Consider the following 15,454-nt stretch of genomic DNA (forward strand, 5'->3'; position numbering starts at 1 on the left):
AGTGAGGACAGATTACCACAGACCTAGGGCGGGCAATCGTATAATGAGGGCTTGCGCTATGCCTTTTGATCACTATAACGCAGGACAATTTGCGTGCAGTGCAGACTCGCACGCGTACATTCTGCCTTGATCTGCCGAAGGGGAACGCCATGCCTAAAAGAACCGATATCAATTCCATCATGATCATCGGGGCCGGCCCCATCATCATTGGTCAGGCATGCGAGTTTGACTACTCTGGCGCCCAGGCCTGCAAAGCGCTGCGCGAAGAAGGTTATCGCGTCATTCTGGTCAACTCGAACCCGGCCACGATCATGACCGACCCGGAGATGGCGGACGCGACCTATATCGAACCGATCACCGCCGATGTGGTTGCCAAGATCATCGAAAAGGAACGCCCCGATGCGCTCTTGCCCACGATGGGCGGGCAGACCGGGCTCAATACCGCGCTGGAGCTGGATGACCTCGGTGTGCTGGACAAGTTCAATGTGGAACTGATCGGCGCCAAGCGCGACGCGATTGAAATGGCAGAAGATCGCAAACTGTTCCGCGAAGCGATGGATCGTCTGGGCATTGAAAACCCGCGCGCCACCATCGCCACCAATATGGAAGAATGCATGGCCGCGCTGGAAGACATTGGCCTTCCGGCCATCATCCGCCCCGCCTTCACCATGGGTGGCACCGGCGGCGGTGTGGCTTACAATCGCGAAGAATACGAACATTACTGCGGCACCGGCCTGGATGCCTCGCCCGTGAACCAGATCCTGATCGACGAAAGCCTGTTGGGCTGGAAAGAATACGAGATGGAAGTGGTGCGCGACACCGCTGACAATGCGATCATCGTCTGCTCGATCGAAAACATCGACCCGATGGGCGTGCACACGGGCGACAGCATCACCGTGGCCCCGGCGCTGACGCTGACCGACAAAGAGTTCCAGTTGATGCGCACCCATTCGATCAACGTCTTGCGCGAGATCGGCGTGGAAACCGGCGGGTCCAACGTGCAATGGGCGGTGAACCCGGCGGACGGCCGCATGGTGGTCATCGAAATGAACCCGCGCGTGTCGCGCTCCTCGGCGCTGGCGTCAAAGGCGACCGGGTTCCCGATTGCCAAGATCGCCGCGAAACTGGCCGTGGGGTACACACTCGATGAGCTGGACAATGACATCACGAAAGTCACGCCCGCGTCGTTTGAACCGACCATCGACTATGTGGTCACCAAGATCCCGCGCTTTGCGTTTGAGAAGTTCCCAGGTTCGAAACCTGAACTGACCACGGCCATGAAATCGGTGGGTGAGGTTATGTCCATCGGTCGCACCATCCACGAATCGATGCAAAAGGCGCTGGCCTCGATGGAAACCGGCCTGACCGGGTTTGACGAGATCGAGATCCCCGGCGCGCCGGAACATGCCGCGATCATCAAGGCAATTTCCGAACAGCGCCCCGACCGGATCCTGAAAATCGCCCAGGCGATGCGCTTTGGTCTGTCGAACGAGGAAATCCAGCGCGTGACCGCCTTTGACCCGTGGTTCCTCGACCGGATCCGCGAAATCATCGACGCCGAAAACGCCGTGAAAGAAGGCGGCCTGCCGTCCGACGCGGCCGGTCTGCGCAAGCTGAAGATGCTGGGCTTCTCGGACGCGCGTCTGGCGAAACTGACCGGGTTCAAGGAAAGCGACGTGCGGGGGGCCCGCCGCAAGGCCGGCGTGAACGCGGTCTTCAAACGGATCGACACCTGTGCCGCGGAGTTTGAAGCGCAAACGCCCTACATGTACTCCACCTACGAAGCGCCGATGATGGGCGATGTGGAATGTGAGGCCCGCCCGTCGGATCGCAAAAAGGTGGTCATTCTGGGCGGTGGCCCGAACCGGATCGGCCAGGGGATCGAGTTCGATTACTGCTGCTGTCACGCCTGTTTCGCGCTGACCGATGCGGGTTATGAAACGATCATGGTCAACTGCAACCCGGAAACCGTGTCGACCGATTATGACACCTCGGACCGGCTGTATTTCGAACCGCTGACCTTTGAGCATGTGATGGAAATCCTTGCCAAGGAACAGGAAAACGGCACCTTGCATGGCGTCATTGTCCAGTTCGGCGGCCAGACGCCCCTGAAACTCGCCAATGCGTTGGAGGCCGAGGGCATTCCGATCCTTGGCACAACACCCGACGCGATTGACCTGGCCGAAGACCGCGAACGGTTCCAGGCGCTGGTGAACCAGCTGGGTCTGAAGCAGCCGAAGAACGGCATTGCCTCCACCGATGCCGAAGCCCTTGCAATTGCAGAAGAAATCGGCTTCCCGCTGGTGATCCGCCCGTCCTATGTGCTGGGTGGCCGCGCGATGGAGATCGTGCGCGATATGGCGCAGCTGGAACGCTACATCGCCGAGGCCGTGGTGGTGTCGGGCGACAGCCCGGTGCTTTTGGACAGCTATCTGGCTGGTGCGGTTGAGGTCGACGTGGACGCGCTTTGTGACGGCGAAACCGTCCATGTGGCCGGCATCATGCAACACATCGAAGAGGCCGGCGTACACTCGGGCGACAGCGCCTGCTCGCTGCCGCCGTATTCGCTCTCGGCTGAGATCATCACGGGCCTGCGTCAGCAATCCGAAGCGCTCGCTTTGGCGCTGAACGTGGTGGGCCTGATGAACGTGCAGTTCGCCGTGAAAGACAACGAGATCTACCTGATCGAAGTGAACCCGCGCGCCTCGCGCACCGTGCCCTTCGTGGCCAAAGCGGTGCAAAGCCCGATTGCCTCGATTGCGGCGCGGGTGATGGCGGGCGAAAAGCTCGACGCCTTTGATCTGGTGGACCCGGAGATCGACACCTATGCGGTGAAAGAGGCGGTCATGCCTTTTGCCCGCTTCCCCGGCGTCGACACCCTGCTTGGGCCGGAAATGCGCTCCACCGGCGAGGTGATGGGCGCAGACAAAAGCTTTGCCATGGCCTTCCTAAAGGCGCAGCTTGGCGCGGGCACCCACCTGCCAACGGAAGGCAAAGTCTTCCTATCGATCAAGGAATCTGACAAGACCGAGCAATTGGTCGAAACCGGTAAGATGTTGAAAGACCTTGGTTTTGCGATCATCGCCACCTATGGCACCGCCAAGTTCCTGAAGGAAAATGGCATCGAGACCGAAGAGGTGAACAAGGTGTATGAACCGGGCCGCAACATTGTCGACCACATGAAAGATGGCGATGTGCAGCTGGTGATGAACACCACCGAAGGCGCGCAATCGGTCAATGACTCGCGCCAGATGCGCAACGTGGCCCTGATGGACAAGATCCCGTATTTCACCACGCTGGCCGCGTCCCACGCCGCGGCGCGCGCGATGAAAGCGCGGGTTGAGCGCGAGATTGAAGTGGCCCCGCTGCAGGCGTAACCCCTTTCGGGAAGCTGTCACAGGAAACACCGAAACGCCGCCCCTGATCCGGGCGGCGTTTTGCGTTTATCCTGCCGGGTTCGCCGGGGTGATGTGATCTGCGTCGACCCCCGGATGGGTTGGCTTCGTGGGCGCACGGGACGATCCGCCGACCAACCCCATGCCAAGGCGCAGCCAGCGCCAGCATGTGTCGGCTGAGGCTTCGGAGGCGGGCAGGCGACCAATGCTGGCAATGGCATGCCCGAGACCGACAAAATCCTCCATCCTGACCCGGTGATCCGCATGGTGGGATTGCAATTGACGCGCCGCCAACAACGCCTGGTGGCGCAACCCGTTTGGTATCTGCGCCGTGTCCAGTTCGCTCAGAATATGAGAGATCAACACACCCAGACGTTGATGATGATCTGTCGGCAGAGTCAGGGGCGGGGCGGGGTCGCTGCGCGCCTTTTGCAGACGCAAGGCGACAAGTGCCTGATCAATTTCATCGCGCAGGTAATGCAGGTTGGCGGGGGACTTTACAATGGGGGTTTCAGGATGTGTCAGATGCGCCAACGCCTCGATCCCCAGCGCGTCCGCGGCGGCGAAGACCTTGTTAACATAGGATAATTCTGCGAGGGCAGGCTCTCGTCCCCCGCGCGCAGTTTCACTGTCCAGCGTCCTGCGGAACCCCCGTTCCATCTGCAAAAACGCCGTGTCATCCTCCCGTATTGGGTCGGGATAAGGAGGTTCCATCTCGCCTCGCTCTCACCAACCCTCGCTGCGGTCAGGGTAGGGGGTGGGGCGAAGGGTGGCAAGGGGGATCTGCTTGGGGTTGATTGGTATGAAGGAATGCAATTTCACTTTCCTGCCCGCATAGATAGAGTATGATGCGGATCGGGGAAAGATGAGGGTGCCATGGGTGACGTGCTGAAGGATTTTTTCGAGGCCACAAACAATCGGATCCGCAGCCCGTTTATCGGCTCGATCATCTTTGTGTTTCTTGTGGTGAATTGGCGACCCCTGTTCAACCTTTTGTTTGGCGATACAGAGGTGCTGGTGCGAATTGCACATTTTGACAATGTGACTACGTGGCAGTCATTGTATTTGTGGCCCGTCGTCGGGGGAGTGGTATTTGCTCTGGCGAATCCATGGTTGAAGTACGCCGGGGCATGGGTGGCAAAAAAGCCTGTCGCGCATCTCAAACAGTTGCAGGATGAGGCGGCGCACCAGCACCAGATCGCGGATATTCGCAGGGCTACTGAGCTTGAGGAAAGACGTGCAGCGGAAGAGGAGGCTCGGGAGCGGCGAAAGATTGATGCGGCGAAGCGTGAGAAAGAGGCTGAGGAAGTTGGGGGTGAGGAGTTGTCCCGTGAACTGAAGGACCCAAGTTCAACTATCGGAGGCGCCCCATTGTCAAAGTTGGCGGAGCAGATCCTAAAAGACACGTATATTGGTGATCCTCAAACCATCGAGCTATTCAAAGAGGGGACAAAAGACCGCATTCGGCTTGGTGGTGTGAAGCGCGGTTTCTCAACTCGCATGGCTTTTGTCGAAGCTGAGGATGCTGTGCGTGATTTGGCTAAAAGAGGATATGTGAATGGGGAAAATCCATGGTATCTTTCTCCAAAGGGATCGGAATACGTGACTCACAGTTTATGAGGTTTACCGCAACGCCCCCCACAAATCATACTCCCCGGCCTCGTCCACCTCAACCGACACGATGTCCCCGACACTCAACCCTTCGGTGCCTTCGTCGATAAACAGGTTGCCGTCGATCTCCGGTGCATCCGCCTTGGTGCGGCAGGTGGCGATGCCGTCTTCGTCGATGTCATCCACGATCACATCCATCACCTGACCCACTTTCGCGGCCAGTTTTGCTTCGGAAATCGCCTGCGCCTTTTCCATGAACCGCTCCCACCGGTCCTGTTTGACCTCGGCGGGCACGTGATCGGGCAGGTCGTTTGACCGGGCGCCCTCGACGTTTTCATATTGAAAACAGCCCACCCGATCCAGTTGCGCTTCGTCCATCCAATCCAGAAGCGTCTGGAATTCCGCCTCGGTTTCCCCCGGATACCCCACGATAAAGGTCGACCGCAGCGTAATATCCGGGCAAATCCCGCGCCATTCCGCGATCCGGTCCAGCGTGCGTTCGGCGGCGGCGGGGCGCGCCATGCGCCTCAAGGTATCGGGGTGGGCGTGTTGGAACGGAATATCCAGATAGGGCAGGATCAGACCGTCTGCCATCAGCGGGATCAGCTCGCGCACATGCGGGTAGGGATAGATGTAATGCATCCGCACCCACAGATCGCGGCCCGCGCCAAGCGCCCCCAAGTCACGCGCCAGATCGGTGATATGCGCCCGATGCCCCCGCTCTTCCGCGTGTTTGATGTCCACCCCATAGGCCGATGTGTCCTGCGAAATGACCAGAAGCTCCTTGACGCCCGCCTCGACCAGTTTCTCCGCCTCGCGCACCACCGCATGGGCCGGGCGCGATGCCAATTTGCCCCGCATATCCGGGATGATGCAAAATTTGCACTTGTGATTGCAGCCTTCCGAAATCTTCAGATAGCTGTAATGGCGCGGGGTCAGCTTCACGCCGGACGCCGGCAACAGATCGACAAACGGATCGGGCGAGGGTTCCACCGCGCCATGCACCGCATCCAGCACCTGTTCATATTGGTGCGGGCCAGTCACCGCCAAAACGCTGGGATGCGTGCCGCGAATGTAATCTTCCTCGGCCCCCAGGCAACCGGTCACGATCACCTTGCCGTTTTCATTCAGCGCCTCGCCAATGGCCTCAAGGCTTTCGGCCTTCGCACTGTCCAGAAACCCGCAGGTGTTCACAATCACCGCATCCGCGCCGGAGTAATCCGGGCTGATCGCATAGCCTTCGGCGCGCAGCCGGGTCAGGATCCGCTCGCTGTCCACCAGCGCCTTGGGGCAGCCCAGGCTGACCATACCAATCTTCGGCTGCCCCTCGCGCACGGGATCGGTGATCCGGGCTTTCGGGGCAAGGTCAGGGCGCAGGTTCGGAGGGTTGATCGCATCAGTCATGGCGCGCGGTATACCCCGCCCAATGACGTATTGAAAGTCAGCAGTTTTGCCGCCATGTTCACCCTATTGGAGAGTGGGTATGGTTCAGACATTTAAAAAGAGCATTCAGGACATCAAAGGCGACAAACCCTGGTCCGCGTTGGAGCGGCAATTGCTGGTGAATTGCCGGGCGGGAATTGCGCATGCCGGGAGATTTGAGTTGCCGGATCCAGAAGATAGGTCTCGCCACGTCCGGCCTGAGCTGATCACCTATCTGCTGCTGGGCGGATGTGATGGCCAGAACGGCGCACGCCCGACCGCCGAAGGGGTGCGGCTTGCCGGGGCTTGTCTGACAGGGCCATTGAGATTTGAATGCCAAAGCACAACGCTTGGTCTGGCGTTGGGTGATTGCCATATACCCGAAGGTGCAGATTTCATAGACGCCGCGCTAGGTGGTCTATTGTTGCAGAACTGTCAGATTGAAAGCGGCTTAAACCTGCACCGCATCAAAGTGCAAAACAATGTTTTGCTGCGTGCACAGACCAAGATTCAGGGTGGGGTAAATCTCGGCGGAGCGCAGATCGGAGGGCAGTTGGATTGCAATGGGGGAAGCTTTGAAAATAGGGAGGGGCTTGCCCTCGACTGCAATGGGGCGACGATTGGCACGGATGTGTTTCTGAGCGGCGGCTTCTCAGCCAATGGGGAAGTGGACCTTGCTGGAGCGCAGATCGGTGGGCAGTTGGATTGCTGTAAGGGGAGCTTTGAGAACGAGTACGGGCCTGCCCTCAACTGCAATACGGCGACGATTGGTAGTAGTGTGTTTCTGCGTGATGGCTTCTCGGCCAAAGGGGAAGTGAACCTTGTCGGAGCGCAGATTGGTGGGCAGTTGGATTGTAGTGAGGGGCGTTTTGAAAACACGGACGATCCTGCCCTCGACTGCAATGGGGCGACGATTGGCACGGATGTGTTTCTGAGAGACGGCTTCTCGGCCAAAGGGGAAGTAAACCTTGTCGGAGCGCAGATCGGTAAGCAGTTGTCTTGCAGCGGGAGTAGCTTTGAAAACGAAGATGGGCCTGCCCTTACCTGCAATGGGGCGACGATTGGCACGGATGTGTTTCTGAAAGATGGCTTCTCGGCCAAAGGGGAAGTGAACTTTGGCGGCGCGCAGATCGGTGGGCAGTTGGATTGTAGTACGGGAAGCTTTGAGAACACGAACGGATGCGCCCTAAATTGTGACACTGCGGTGATTGGCGCCGATGTGTTTCTGCGCGATGGCTTCTCAGCCAAGGGGATGGTGGATTTTACCCGAGCGCATATCACCGGAAATTTTCGCATCGCCAATGCCCAACTTGATGGGAGTTTAGATCTTGAAGCCGCCCAAATTGGATCGGGGCTGTTTTTCCATGGGGTCACAGGTGACATCGCCATGTTTGACCTGACCGACACCAAGCTCGAATCTTTGCGTGACGATGCGGCGTCTTGGGATGTTGTGAAAAACGTCAGATTAAACGGGTTGCAATATGGCCGGGTGGAGGAGGGTGTTCCCGTGGAAACACGGATTGACACTTGGGCTCCGCTGCATCGCAACGGAATTCCGCTGCGCTACAATCCCCAACCGCTCACCCAACTCGCGCGCGTCTATGACAAGATGGGTCTGCGCCGAGAGGCCGCAAGGGTGCGGTTCCGGCGTGAAAGTTGGGGATGGGGCATTCGGCGCTGGGCCGCCTCGTCCAAATTGGATGGCACGTGGCGCAAGGCTTGGCCTTCGATCGGGCAGGACCTGCTTGGCGTGTTTGACTATGCCTTCCGTTGGCTGTTCGGTTACGGCCACTACCCGGCACGTGCGCTCTATTGGACCCTTGGCACAATCCTCTTCGCCACCCTCCTCTACGGTGCCGCCTATAGCGCGGGGCAGATGGCGCCCAATTCGGATGTGATCCTGGCCTCCGGTCTGTGGCAGGGTATTTTGGATGGGGCGTTGAACCCGGAACAACTCTTGTCAGAGCACCCGTCTTGGGCGCGCGTCTTTGACGGTACGCAGGTCTGTGCAAATGGGGCGAAGGGCAGTTGCGTGATGCCTCTGTCGCTGTGGCAGGAAACCCGGATGCAGGTGGATTATGAAACCTTCCACCCGGTGCTCTATGCGATTGATCTGTTTGTTCCCTTGGATGCCTTGGGGCAGGAAACCACTTGGGCACCTTCCAAGGACCGGGGTTTTCTGGGTAAGGTGGCGTATTACGCACGCATGCCCATTCAGGTGATGGGCTGGGTGATTGCCGCCGTGGGGGCCGCGGTTGTGACGGGTGTGATCGGGCGCAAGGATCGCTGAACGCTCACCCCCCTTTCGGCACGTGCTGATCCAGCATGATCGTGTTGCCATCGGGGTCGGTGATCAGCAGGTGGTCAGGGCCATCTGTGTCGGGATCCACCGGACGGGTGGGCGTGATCCCCGCGTCTTGCAGCAGGGTCTGGATGGTGCGGATGTCGTCGAACTCTTCTGCGCTGACCCCCGGCGCGGACCAGCCGGGGTTGAACGTCATCATGTTTTTCTCAAACATCCCCTGAAACAGGCCAATCACCGTGTCGCCATTTTGCACAATGACCCAGTTCTGATCGACCTCGCCGCCGATCTGCTGAAACCCCAGCGCCTGATAAAACGCCAGGGACGCGGCGATATCCTTCACCGCAAGCGACAGGGAAAATGTGCCAAGCTGCATGGGATGCTCCTTCTGCCATCCGTCCTCGCATCATAGCATATTTTCGGCGGGTTCGCTTTTTTCTTGCCAGAAATACCTCGGGGGGCCGAAGGCAGGGGCAGCGCCCCCTCGTCGCGCGCACCACATGCCGCACATGAAAAAGGCGCGGGACCTGCCCACGCCTTTGTCAAAATCCGTCTTGAAGTCGCTTACCGCTTGCGGTCGCGGCGCGACGACATCGGCTGGAACGCCACACCCACATGGGCTTCGCAATAGGGTTTGCCCTGTTGCACCGGCAGGCCGCAGAACCAGAACTCTTCGGTGGCCGGATCGCCGATTGGCCATTTGCAGGTGCGCTCCGTCAGCTCCATCAGGGTCAGTTTCTTGGCGCCCTTTTCCACTTCGCTCACCTTGGCCAGCGCTTCCGGGCTGACCTCATTGGCGGAGGGTTGCGGCGGCAGGGGCTGACCTGCGGGGATGATCTGTTTGCGCGCGGGCACGGCCGGTTTCTCGGCCGCGGGGGCCGGGGCTTCTGCGGCTGGCGCGGCCTCTTTTTTGGGCGCAGGCTTGGGTTTTGGGGCTGCCTTGGGCTTGGGGGCGGCGGCCGCTTTCGGCGCTGCCTTTTCCTTGGTCGCGGCCTTGCCACCACCACCGGTGCGGTTCGACAGGCCCAGGCGATGCACCTTGCCGATCACAGCGTTGCGGGTCACGCCGCCCAACTCCTTGGCGATCACCGAGGCCGATTGCCCCTCGCCCCACATCTTTTTCAGAATCTCAACGCGTTCGTCGGTCCAGGACATGTATCTTCCCGTCTTTCGGTCTGGTCGAGCCGGAGGCTCGCATTGCTCTGAGCCGAAGGCTCATAATCAATCCGGGCGGCAGGCCCGGTGAATTCACGAAGGCTTATATTAGTCACCACGGCGCGGGATACAAGCCATTAGCTTGCGCGCGCGGCAGGCCGTGTCGTGTGGGCCTCACGCCAGGCCAGGATGACACCGCCGGCGATGATGATCCCGGCCCCCAAAATACTGGTGGCAGCAGGGACCGCCGAGAAGCCGACAAAGTCGTAAAGTCCTGCAAAAATCAGCGTGGCATATTGGAACGGTGCCACGAAACTCGCATCCGCGCGTTTCATGCCCTGAATGAAACAGGCCTGCGCCGTGGCCATCATTGTGCCAAGGGTGGCCAGCGCCATCCATTGCCCGGTGCTGGGGGATTGCCAGACAAACAGCACCGCGATTGTGGCAATGGTGCAGCCGATGGCGTTGTTGAACCACAGGATCTGCAACGGGATCTCGCGCCCGGTCAGTCGTTTGATCAGGGTGATTTCAAACCCCATGACAAAGGCGGCGGCCAAGGCCAGCAGCGCGGCCGGATGAAAGCTCCCGGTGCCGGGTTGGATCAATACCACCGCCCCGATCAGGGCAACCGCCGCCGCCGCCCAGCGCCACGGACCAACCCGTTCGCCCAAGAGCGGGATCGCCAGAACCATCGCAATGATCGGGTTCAGAAAGCTGATCGCCGTCGCGTCCGCCAGCGGAATAAAGGTCACCGCCGCAAACATCAGCGAAATCCCCAGCCAGCCCGAGGCCGAGCGCGCCACGTGCAACCCGATGGCCGGGCGGGTGAAACGGGGCCGCAACATGCCGACCGCGAGGCTGATCCCGATGAAGGCAAACAGAAACCGCCCATGGCTGATTTGCAGCGGGTGCAGCGGTTCCCCCAGATGATCCTGCCCCGCCAGCTTCGCCAGCAGGGTGGTGCCCGCAATCAGGCTCGAGGCCAACAGGATAAATCCCGCGGCGGCGATGGGGTTTTGGCGCGTTTCCATCCCTATCCCCTAGCGCGACGGTGGGGCGGGCGAAAGGGGAAGGTGAAAACGCTGGACAGTTTGCGCCGCGCAAGTTACATCGCCCCCATGATCAAACGGACCCATACCCTTTCTGGCCTTCGCGCCGCCGACCGACGCCGACGCGGCTGACCCCGTTTCGGGCCTGTCGTCCCGGTCCCTATGATCCCGCGCCAAATTGGCGCATCCCCCCAAACCCACTGAAATTGTTGACTTGAGCCCCGCCTTTCGGCACCAAAGGGCTTTCTTGCATCCAAGAAGGATAGACCCATGATCCCGTCGCTTTTGCCGACCTACAACCGTGTCCCCCTTGCCTTTGAAAGCGGCCAGGGCAGCTGGCTTGTCACGGATGGGGGCGAACGATACCTGGATCTGGGCGCGGGCATTGCGGTGAACGCACTAGGCCATGCCCACCCCGCACTGGTTGAGGTGATCACAAATCAGGCCGCAAAGCTGTGGCATGTGTCAAACCTGTACCAGATCCCCGGCCAGCAGGCGCTGGCCGATGCGCTGGTCGAGAAGACCTTTGCCGACACCGCGTTTTTCACCAACTCCGGCACCGAGGCCTGCGAATTGGCGGTGAAGATGGCGCGCAAATACTGGCATGACAAAGGACAGCATGATCGGGTTGAGATCATTGGCTTTGAAGGGTCCTTCCATGGTCGGTCCTCCGCCGGGATCGCCGCCGCCGGGGGTGAAAAACTTACCGCCGGGTTCGGGCCTTTGCTGCCCGGCTTTACCCATCTTGCGTTTGGCGATCTGGACGCGCTCAAGGCTGCGATCTCTGATACCACCGCCGCCGTGATCATCGAACCGGTGCAGGGCGAGGGCGGCATTCGCCCCGTCGCGGACGCTGACCTCAAGGCGATCCGCGCGCTTTGTGATGAGGCGGGCATCCTGCTGATTTTCGACGAGGTGCAATGCGGTGTCGGCCGGACCGGCAAGCTTTTCGCCCATGAATGGGCGGGCGTGACACCTGACATCATGATGGTCGCCAAGGGCATCGGCGGGGGCTTTCCGCTGGGTGCGGTTCTGGCCACCGAAGAGGCTGCATCGGGTATGGTTGCAGGCACCCACGGGTCGACCTATGGCGGCAACCCGCTGGCCTCAGCGGTCGGGAACAAAGTGCTGGAGATCGTCTCGGAGCCGGGGTTTCTGGCGGAGGTGAACCGCAAGGCGGGGCTCTTGCGCCAGAAGCTCGAAGGGCTGGTGGCGGCACATCCAGACGTGTTTGAAAAGGTGCGCGGATCCGGCCTGATGCTGGGCCTCAAATGCAAGGCGCCCAACACCGATGTGCTGTCGGCCTGTTATGACGCCGCGCTTTTGGTGGTGCCCGCAGGCGACAACGTGCTGCGCCTTTTGCCCGCGCTCAACATCGAAGACGAAGACATCACCGCCGCCATCACGCGGCTGACCCAGGCGGCCGAGGCCGTGGACGTTGCACAGAAAACTGCCCAGAAGGAGCAGGCGAAATGACCCATTTTCTTGACATCAACAAAACCGATATTGCCGATCTGAAAGATATGCTGACCACGGCCCATGGCATGAAACAGGCGCGCAAGGGCCTGCCCAAGGCCACGCCGGATGCGGATCTGCCGCTGAAGGACCACATGGTGGCGCTGATTTTTGAAAAGCCTTCAACCCGGACACGTGTGAGTTTCGATGTGGGCGTGCGCCAGCTGGGCGGGCAGACCATGGTTTTGTCCGGGTCCGAAATGCAGCTGGGCCATGGCGAAACCGTTGCCGACACCGCCAAGGTTCTGTCGCGTTACGTGGATCTGATCATGATCCGCACCTTCGAAGAGGCGACGCTGTTGGAGATGGCGGAATATGCCGACGTGCCGGTGATCAACGGGCTGACCAACCGGTCACACCCCTGCCAGATCATGGCCGACATCATGACCTATGAGGAACATCGCGGGTCGATCGAAGGCAAGAAAGTGGTCTGGGCGGGCGACGGCAACAATGTCTTTGCCTCTTTCCTGCATGCCGCCAGCAAGTTCGGCTTTGACATCAGCTTTACCGGGCCGGAGCCTTTGGACCCCGAGCAGGTGTTTGTGGACGAAGCGCGCCGGGCGGGCGTGAAGGTCGAGATTGAACGCGACCCGGCCAAGGCGGTGCAGGGCGCGGATCTGGTGGTCACCGACACCTGGGTCAGCATGCATGACGCGCCGTCTGCCCGCGAACGGCGCCACAACCTCTTGCGCCCCTATCAGGTGAATGACGCGCTGATGAGGCAGGCCAATGAGGACGCGCTGTTCATGCACTGCCTGCCGGCCCACCGCGAAGAAGAGGTAACCAATTCGGTCATGGATGGGCCGCAATCGGTGATCTTTGACGAGGCGGAAAACCGGCTGCACGCGCAAAAGGCGGTGATGCGCTGGTGTCTGGGTAAGTGACTTTAGGTCAATTAAATGCACTGGGCGGGGTCTTATTGCGATCCCGCCCATATTTTTGCCTCATTTTTTAGCCAAACTGCCCGCACGTTGAGTGTGAGTGTCTGCCAAGTTTCCAAAGATCAGAATTTTCCCGGAGAACCATGGATTTCCCCCATTTCACTCCTGTTTTACACGCGATGACCAGCCCGATTGTGCTGGTGCTTGCGGTCCTGGCCATGTGGTCGATTTGCATTGGCGATGTGTATTCGCGCTTTTGGGTGATGCGCCGGTTGCGCCTTTCGGGGCTCGTCGTGCTGATCATGCTGACCTTTTATGTGATCGGTTTGCTGCTGATGGCGGTGTGGTTTCAGGTGACGGGCACGCGGGTCTAAAGCGGGTCAGGTGCCAATGAAAAAGCCGCGCCGGGAGGGCGCGGCTTTGGTTTTTTGCTGCTGGCCGATTTTAAAGCAGAAATCGTTAAACCTGAACCAAAATTCGCGGCCTCTCAATCAGCAAGATGCTGATTTCGAACGCGATTTTTGATGCTCTCTGGTGCGGATTAAACCGATTTCGCTCTAGCCGACCAGCGCGTTCAGGATCAGGAAGATCACACCCGACATCAGGGCGGCTGCGGGCACGGTGATCACCCAGGCCGCGACGATGGTCATGAAATGCGACCGGCGCACCAGCTTGCGGCGGCGGCGTTCCTCGGCCGGAAGGCGCTTGGCCTCGGGCCGTTTGGCGCGGTTGCCACGCAGACGGCGCTCCATATGCCATTCGCGGTAAAAGCCCACGCCAAACACACCCCCCACGGCGATATGGGTCGAGGAGACCGGCAGGCCCAGCCAGCTGGCGACAATCACGGTGATCGCGGCCGACAGCGCCACGCAATAGGCGCGCATCGGATTGAGCTTGGTGATCTGGCTGCCCACCATACGGATAAGCTTCGGGCCAAAGAGCACCAGGCCAAAGGAAATCCCGAAGGCGCCGATCACCATCACCCAGACCGGGATCGGCACTTTGGCGGCGAAATCGCCCACGCTTTCGGCGTGCACAATCGCGGCCAGCGGACCAACGGCGTTGGCCACGTCATTGGCCCCATGGGCGAAAGACAGCATCGCAGCCGAGAAAATCAGCGGCAGACCAAAAAGCGTCTTCAGCGATTTGGTCCGGTTCTCCAGCCCCTCGGCCTGTTTGGCAATCAGCGGCGCGGTGATCACATAGGCGGTGCCACCCACAAAGGCGCCGATCATCAGCGCGGTGATCAGGTCGATCTTGATGATGCGTTTGAAGCCCTTGATCGCGAGATAGGCCCCGAAGGCTGCGGCCATGATGCCGATCAGCACCGGCACCCAGCGTTTCGCGGCGGCAATCTTGTCATCCTGATAGATGATCCTGGCCTTGATAAAGGCCAGAAACAGCGCGGCAATCGCGCCCCCCAGCACCGGGGAAATCACCCAGCTGGCGGCGATTTTGCCCATGGTCGGCCAGCTGACGGACGCAAAGCCCGCAGCCGCGATGCCCGCGCCCATCACGCCCCCCACAACCGAGTGGGTCGTGGACACCGGCGCACCGACCCAGGTCGCCAGGTTCACCCACATTGCAGATGAAATCAGCGCAGCCATCATCGCCCAGACAAAGATCCGCACATCAGAGAAACCGGACGGATCAATGATGCCTTTGGAAATGGTCGACACCACGTCGCCGCCCGCCAACATTGCGCCCGCGCTTTCAAATAGCGCCGCAATCACAATGGCTCCGCCCATGGTCAGCGCATTTGCGCCCACCGCCGGCCCCATATTGTTGGCCACATCATTGGCACCGATGTTGATTGCCATATAGGCGCCAAAAGCCGCCGCCATGACAACGATGAAGGATGTCGGCGTCTGGCCAAAGAAAAGCGCAGCCCCGAGGGCGGCGATCACGATGAAGGCCAGCGCAACCCCCATGCCCACCAACGGGCGCGAGATATATTGCGCGGCATACTCAAACTGGCTGATCTTGTTCAGATCCTTGTCCAGCGTGTGCCACTGGCTGCCCTTCGGTGTTTCGGGCGGTGTTTCGGGCGGTGTATCTGGCATGGCCCCGTTTCCTCTCGTCTCTGGCCATTTCATTTTTGGCCTGTGCGTCCGGAGGGCGGGT

General features: G+C 60.0%; 12 protein-coding genes. 6 read left to right on the forward strand and 6 right to left on the reverse strand.

The genetic code is table 11. From position 1 onward, the window contains the following. The first annotated feature begins 149 nt into the window (after positions 1–149). A complete protein-coding gene (gene carB / locus ACP15V_RS16135) occupies positions 150–3,377 on the forward strand; it encodes a carbamoyl-phosphate synthase large subunit (protein ID WP_424944735.1) in 3,228 nt (1,075 codons plus the stop codon). Between the two features lie 66 nt (positions 3,378–3,443). On the opposite strand, the gene ACP15V_RS16140 is transcribed toward carB, so the two are convergent. After that, the gene (locus ACP15V_RS16140; protein WP_424944736.1) at positions 3,444–4,109 is read right to left on the reverse strand and encodes a hypothetical protein; all 666 of its coding nucleotides are present in this window, start codon (positions 4,107–4,109) and stop codon (positions 3,444–3,446) included. A gap of 162 nt (positions 4,110–4,271) precedes the next feature. Between ACP15V_RS16140 and ACP15V_RS16145 the strand changes: the two genes are divergently transcribed. Then, entirely contained in the window at positions 4,272–5,015 is a 744-nt protein-coding gene (locus ACP15V_RS16145) for a hypothetical protein (RefSeq protein ID WP_424944737.1), read from the forward strand. Positions 5,016–5,018: 3 nt separating this feature from the next. On the opposite strand, the gene rimO is transcribed toward ACP15V_RS16145, so the two are convergent. Further along, on the reverse strand, positions 5,019–6,410 hold the full coding sequence (rimO, locus tag ACP15V_RS16150; protein ID WP_424944738.1) for a 30S ribosomal protein S12 methylthiotransferase RimO: 1,392 nt from the start codon (positions 6,408–6,410) through the stop codon (positions 5,019–5,021). Positions 6,411–6,489: 79 nt separating this feature from the next. On the opposite strand from rimO, the gene ACP15V_RS16155 reads away from it, so the two are divergent. Continuing rightward, positions 6,490–8,718, forward strand: a complete 2,229-nt coding sequence (locus ACP15V_RS16155; RefSeq protein ID WP_424944739.1) for a hypothetical protein — start codon at positions 6,490–6,492, stop codon at positions 8,716–8,718. A 4-nt stretch (positions 8,719–8,722) separates the two neighbouring features. Here the strand turns inward: ACP15V_RS16155 and ACP15V_RS16160 are convergent, their stop codons facing one another. The 3 genes from ACP15V_RS16160 to ACP15V_RS16170 all read right to left on the reverse strand — a co-directional run bounded on the left by ACP15V_RS16160 (position 8,723) and on the right by ACP15V_RS16170 (position 10,916). Further along, on the reverse strand, positions 8,723–9,106 hold the full coding sequence (locus tag ACP15V_RS16160) for a VOC family protein (protein WP_424944740.1): 384 nt from the start codon (positions 9,104–9,106) through the stop codon (positions 8,723–8,725). Positions 9,107–9,294: 188 nt separating this feature from the next. Further along, entirely contained in the window at positions 9,295–9,885 is a 591-nt protein-coding gene (locus tag ACP15V_RS16165; RefSeq protein ID WP_424944741.1) for a GcrA family cell cycle regulator, read from the reverse strand. A gap of 137 nt (positions 9,886–10,022) precedes the next feature. After that, positions 10,023–10,916: a DMT family transporter gene (locus tag ACP15V_RS16170; RefSeq protein ID WP_424944742.1), complete on the reverse strand. Its 894-nt coding sequence runs from the start codon at positions 10,914–10,916 to the stop codon at positions 10,023–10,025. A gap of 288 nt (positions 10,917–11,204) precedes the next feature. Between ACP15V_RS16170 and ACP15V_RS16175 the strand changes: the two genes are divergently transcribed. The 3 genes from ACP15V_RS16175 to ACP15V_RS16185 all read left to right on the forward strand — a co-directional run bounded on the left by ACP15V_RS16175 (position 11,205) and on the right by ACP15V_RS16185 (position 13,704). Further along, the gene (locus ACP15V_RS16175) at positions 11,205–12,410 is read left to right on the forward strand and encodes an aspartate aminotransferase family protein (protein WP_424944743.1); all 1,206 of its coding nucleotides are present in this window, start codon (positions 11,205–11,207) and stop codon (positions 12,408–12,410) included. Then, the gene (gene argF / locus ACP15V_RS16180; protein WP_424944744.1) at positions 12,407–13,333 is read left to right on the forward strand and encodes an ornithine carbamoyltransferase; all 927 of its coding nucleotides are present in this window, start codon (positions 12,407–12,409) and stop codon (positions 13,331–13,333) included. Before ACP15V_RS16175 ends, argF begins: the two co-directional genes overlap by 4 nt. A gap of 140 nt (positions 13,334–13,473) precedes the next feature. After that, complete coding sequence (locus tag ACP15V_RS16185; RefSeq protein ID WP_424944745.1) at positions 13,474–13,704, forward strand: hypothetical protein; 231 nt, start codon at positions 13,474–13,476, stop codon at positions 13,702–13,704. 183 nt (positions 13,705–13,887) lie between these two features. Here ACP15V_RS16185 and ACP15V_RS16190 read toward each other — a convergent pair whose 3' ends face one another. After that, positions 13,888–15,393: an inorganic phosphate transporter gene (locus ACP15V_RS16190; RefSeq protein ID WP_424944746.1), complete on the reverse strand. Its 1,506-nt coding sequence runs from the start codon at positions 15,391–15,393 to the stop codon at positions 13,888–13,890. Positions 15,394–15,454 lie beyond the last annotated feature (61 nt).

This window comes from Aliiroseovarius crassostreae (genome assembly GCF_049803815.1).
GTDB lineage: Bacteria > Pseudomonadota > Alphaproteobacteria > Rhodobacterales > Rhodobacteraceae > Aliiroseovarius > Aliiroseovarius crassostreae_A.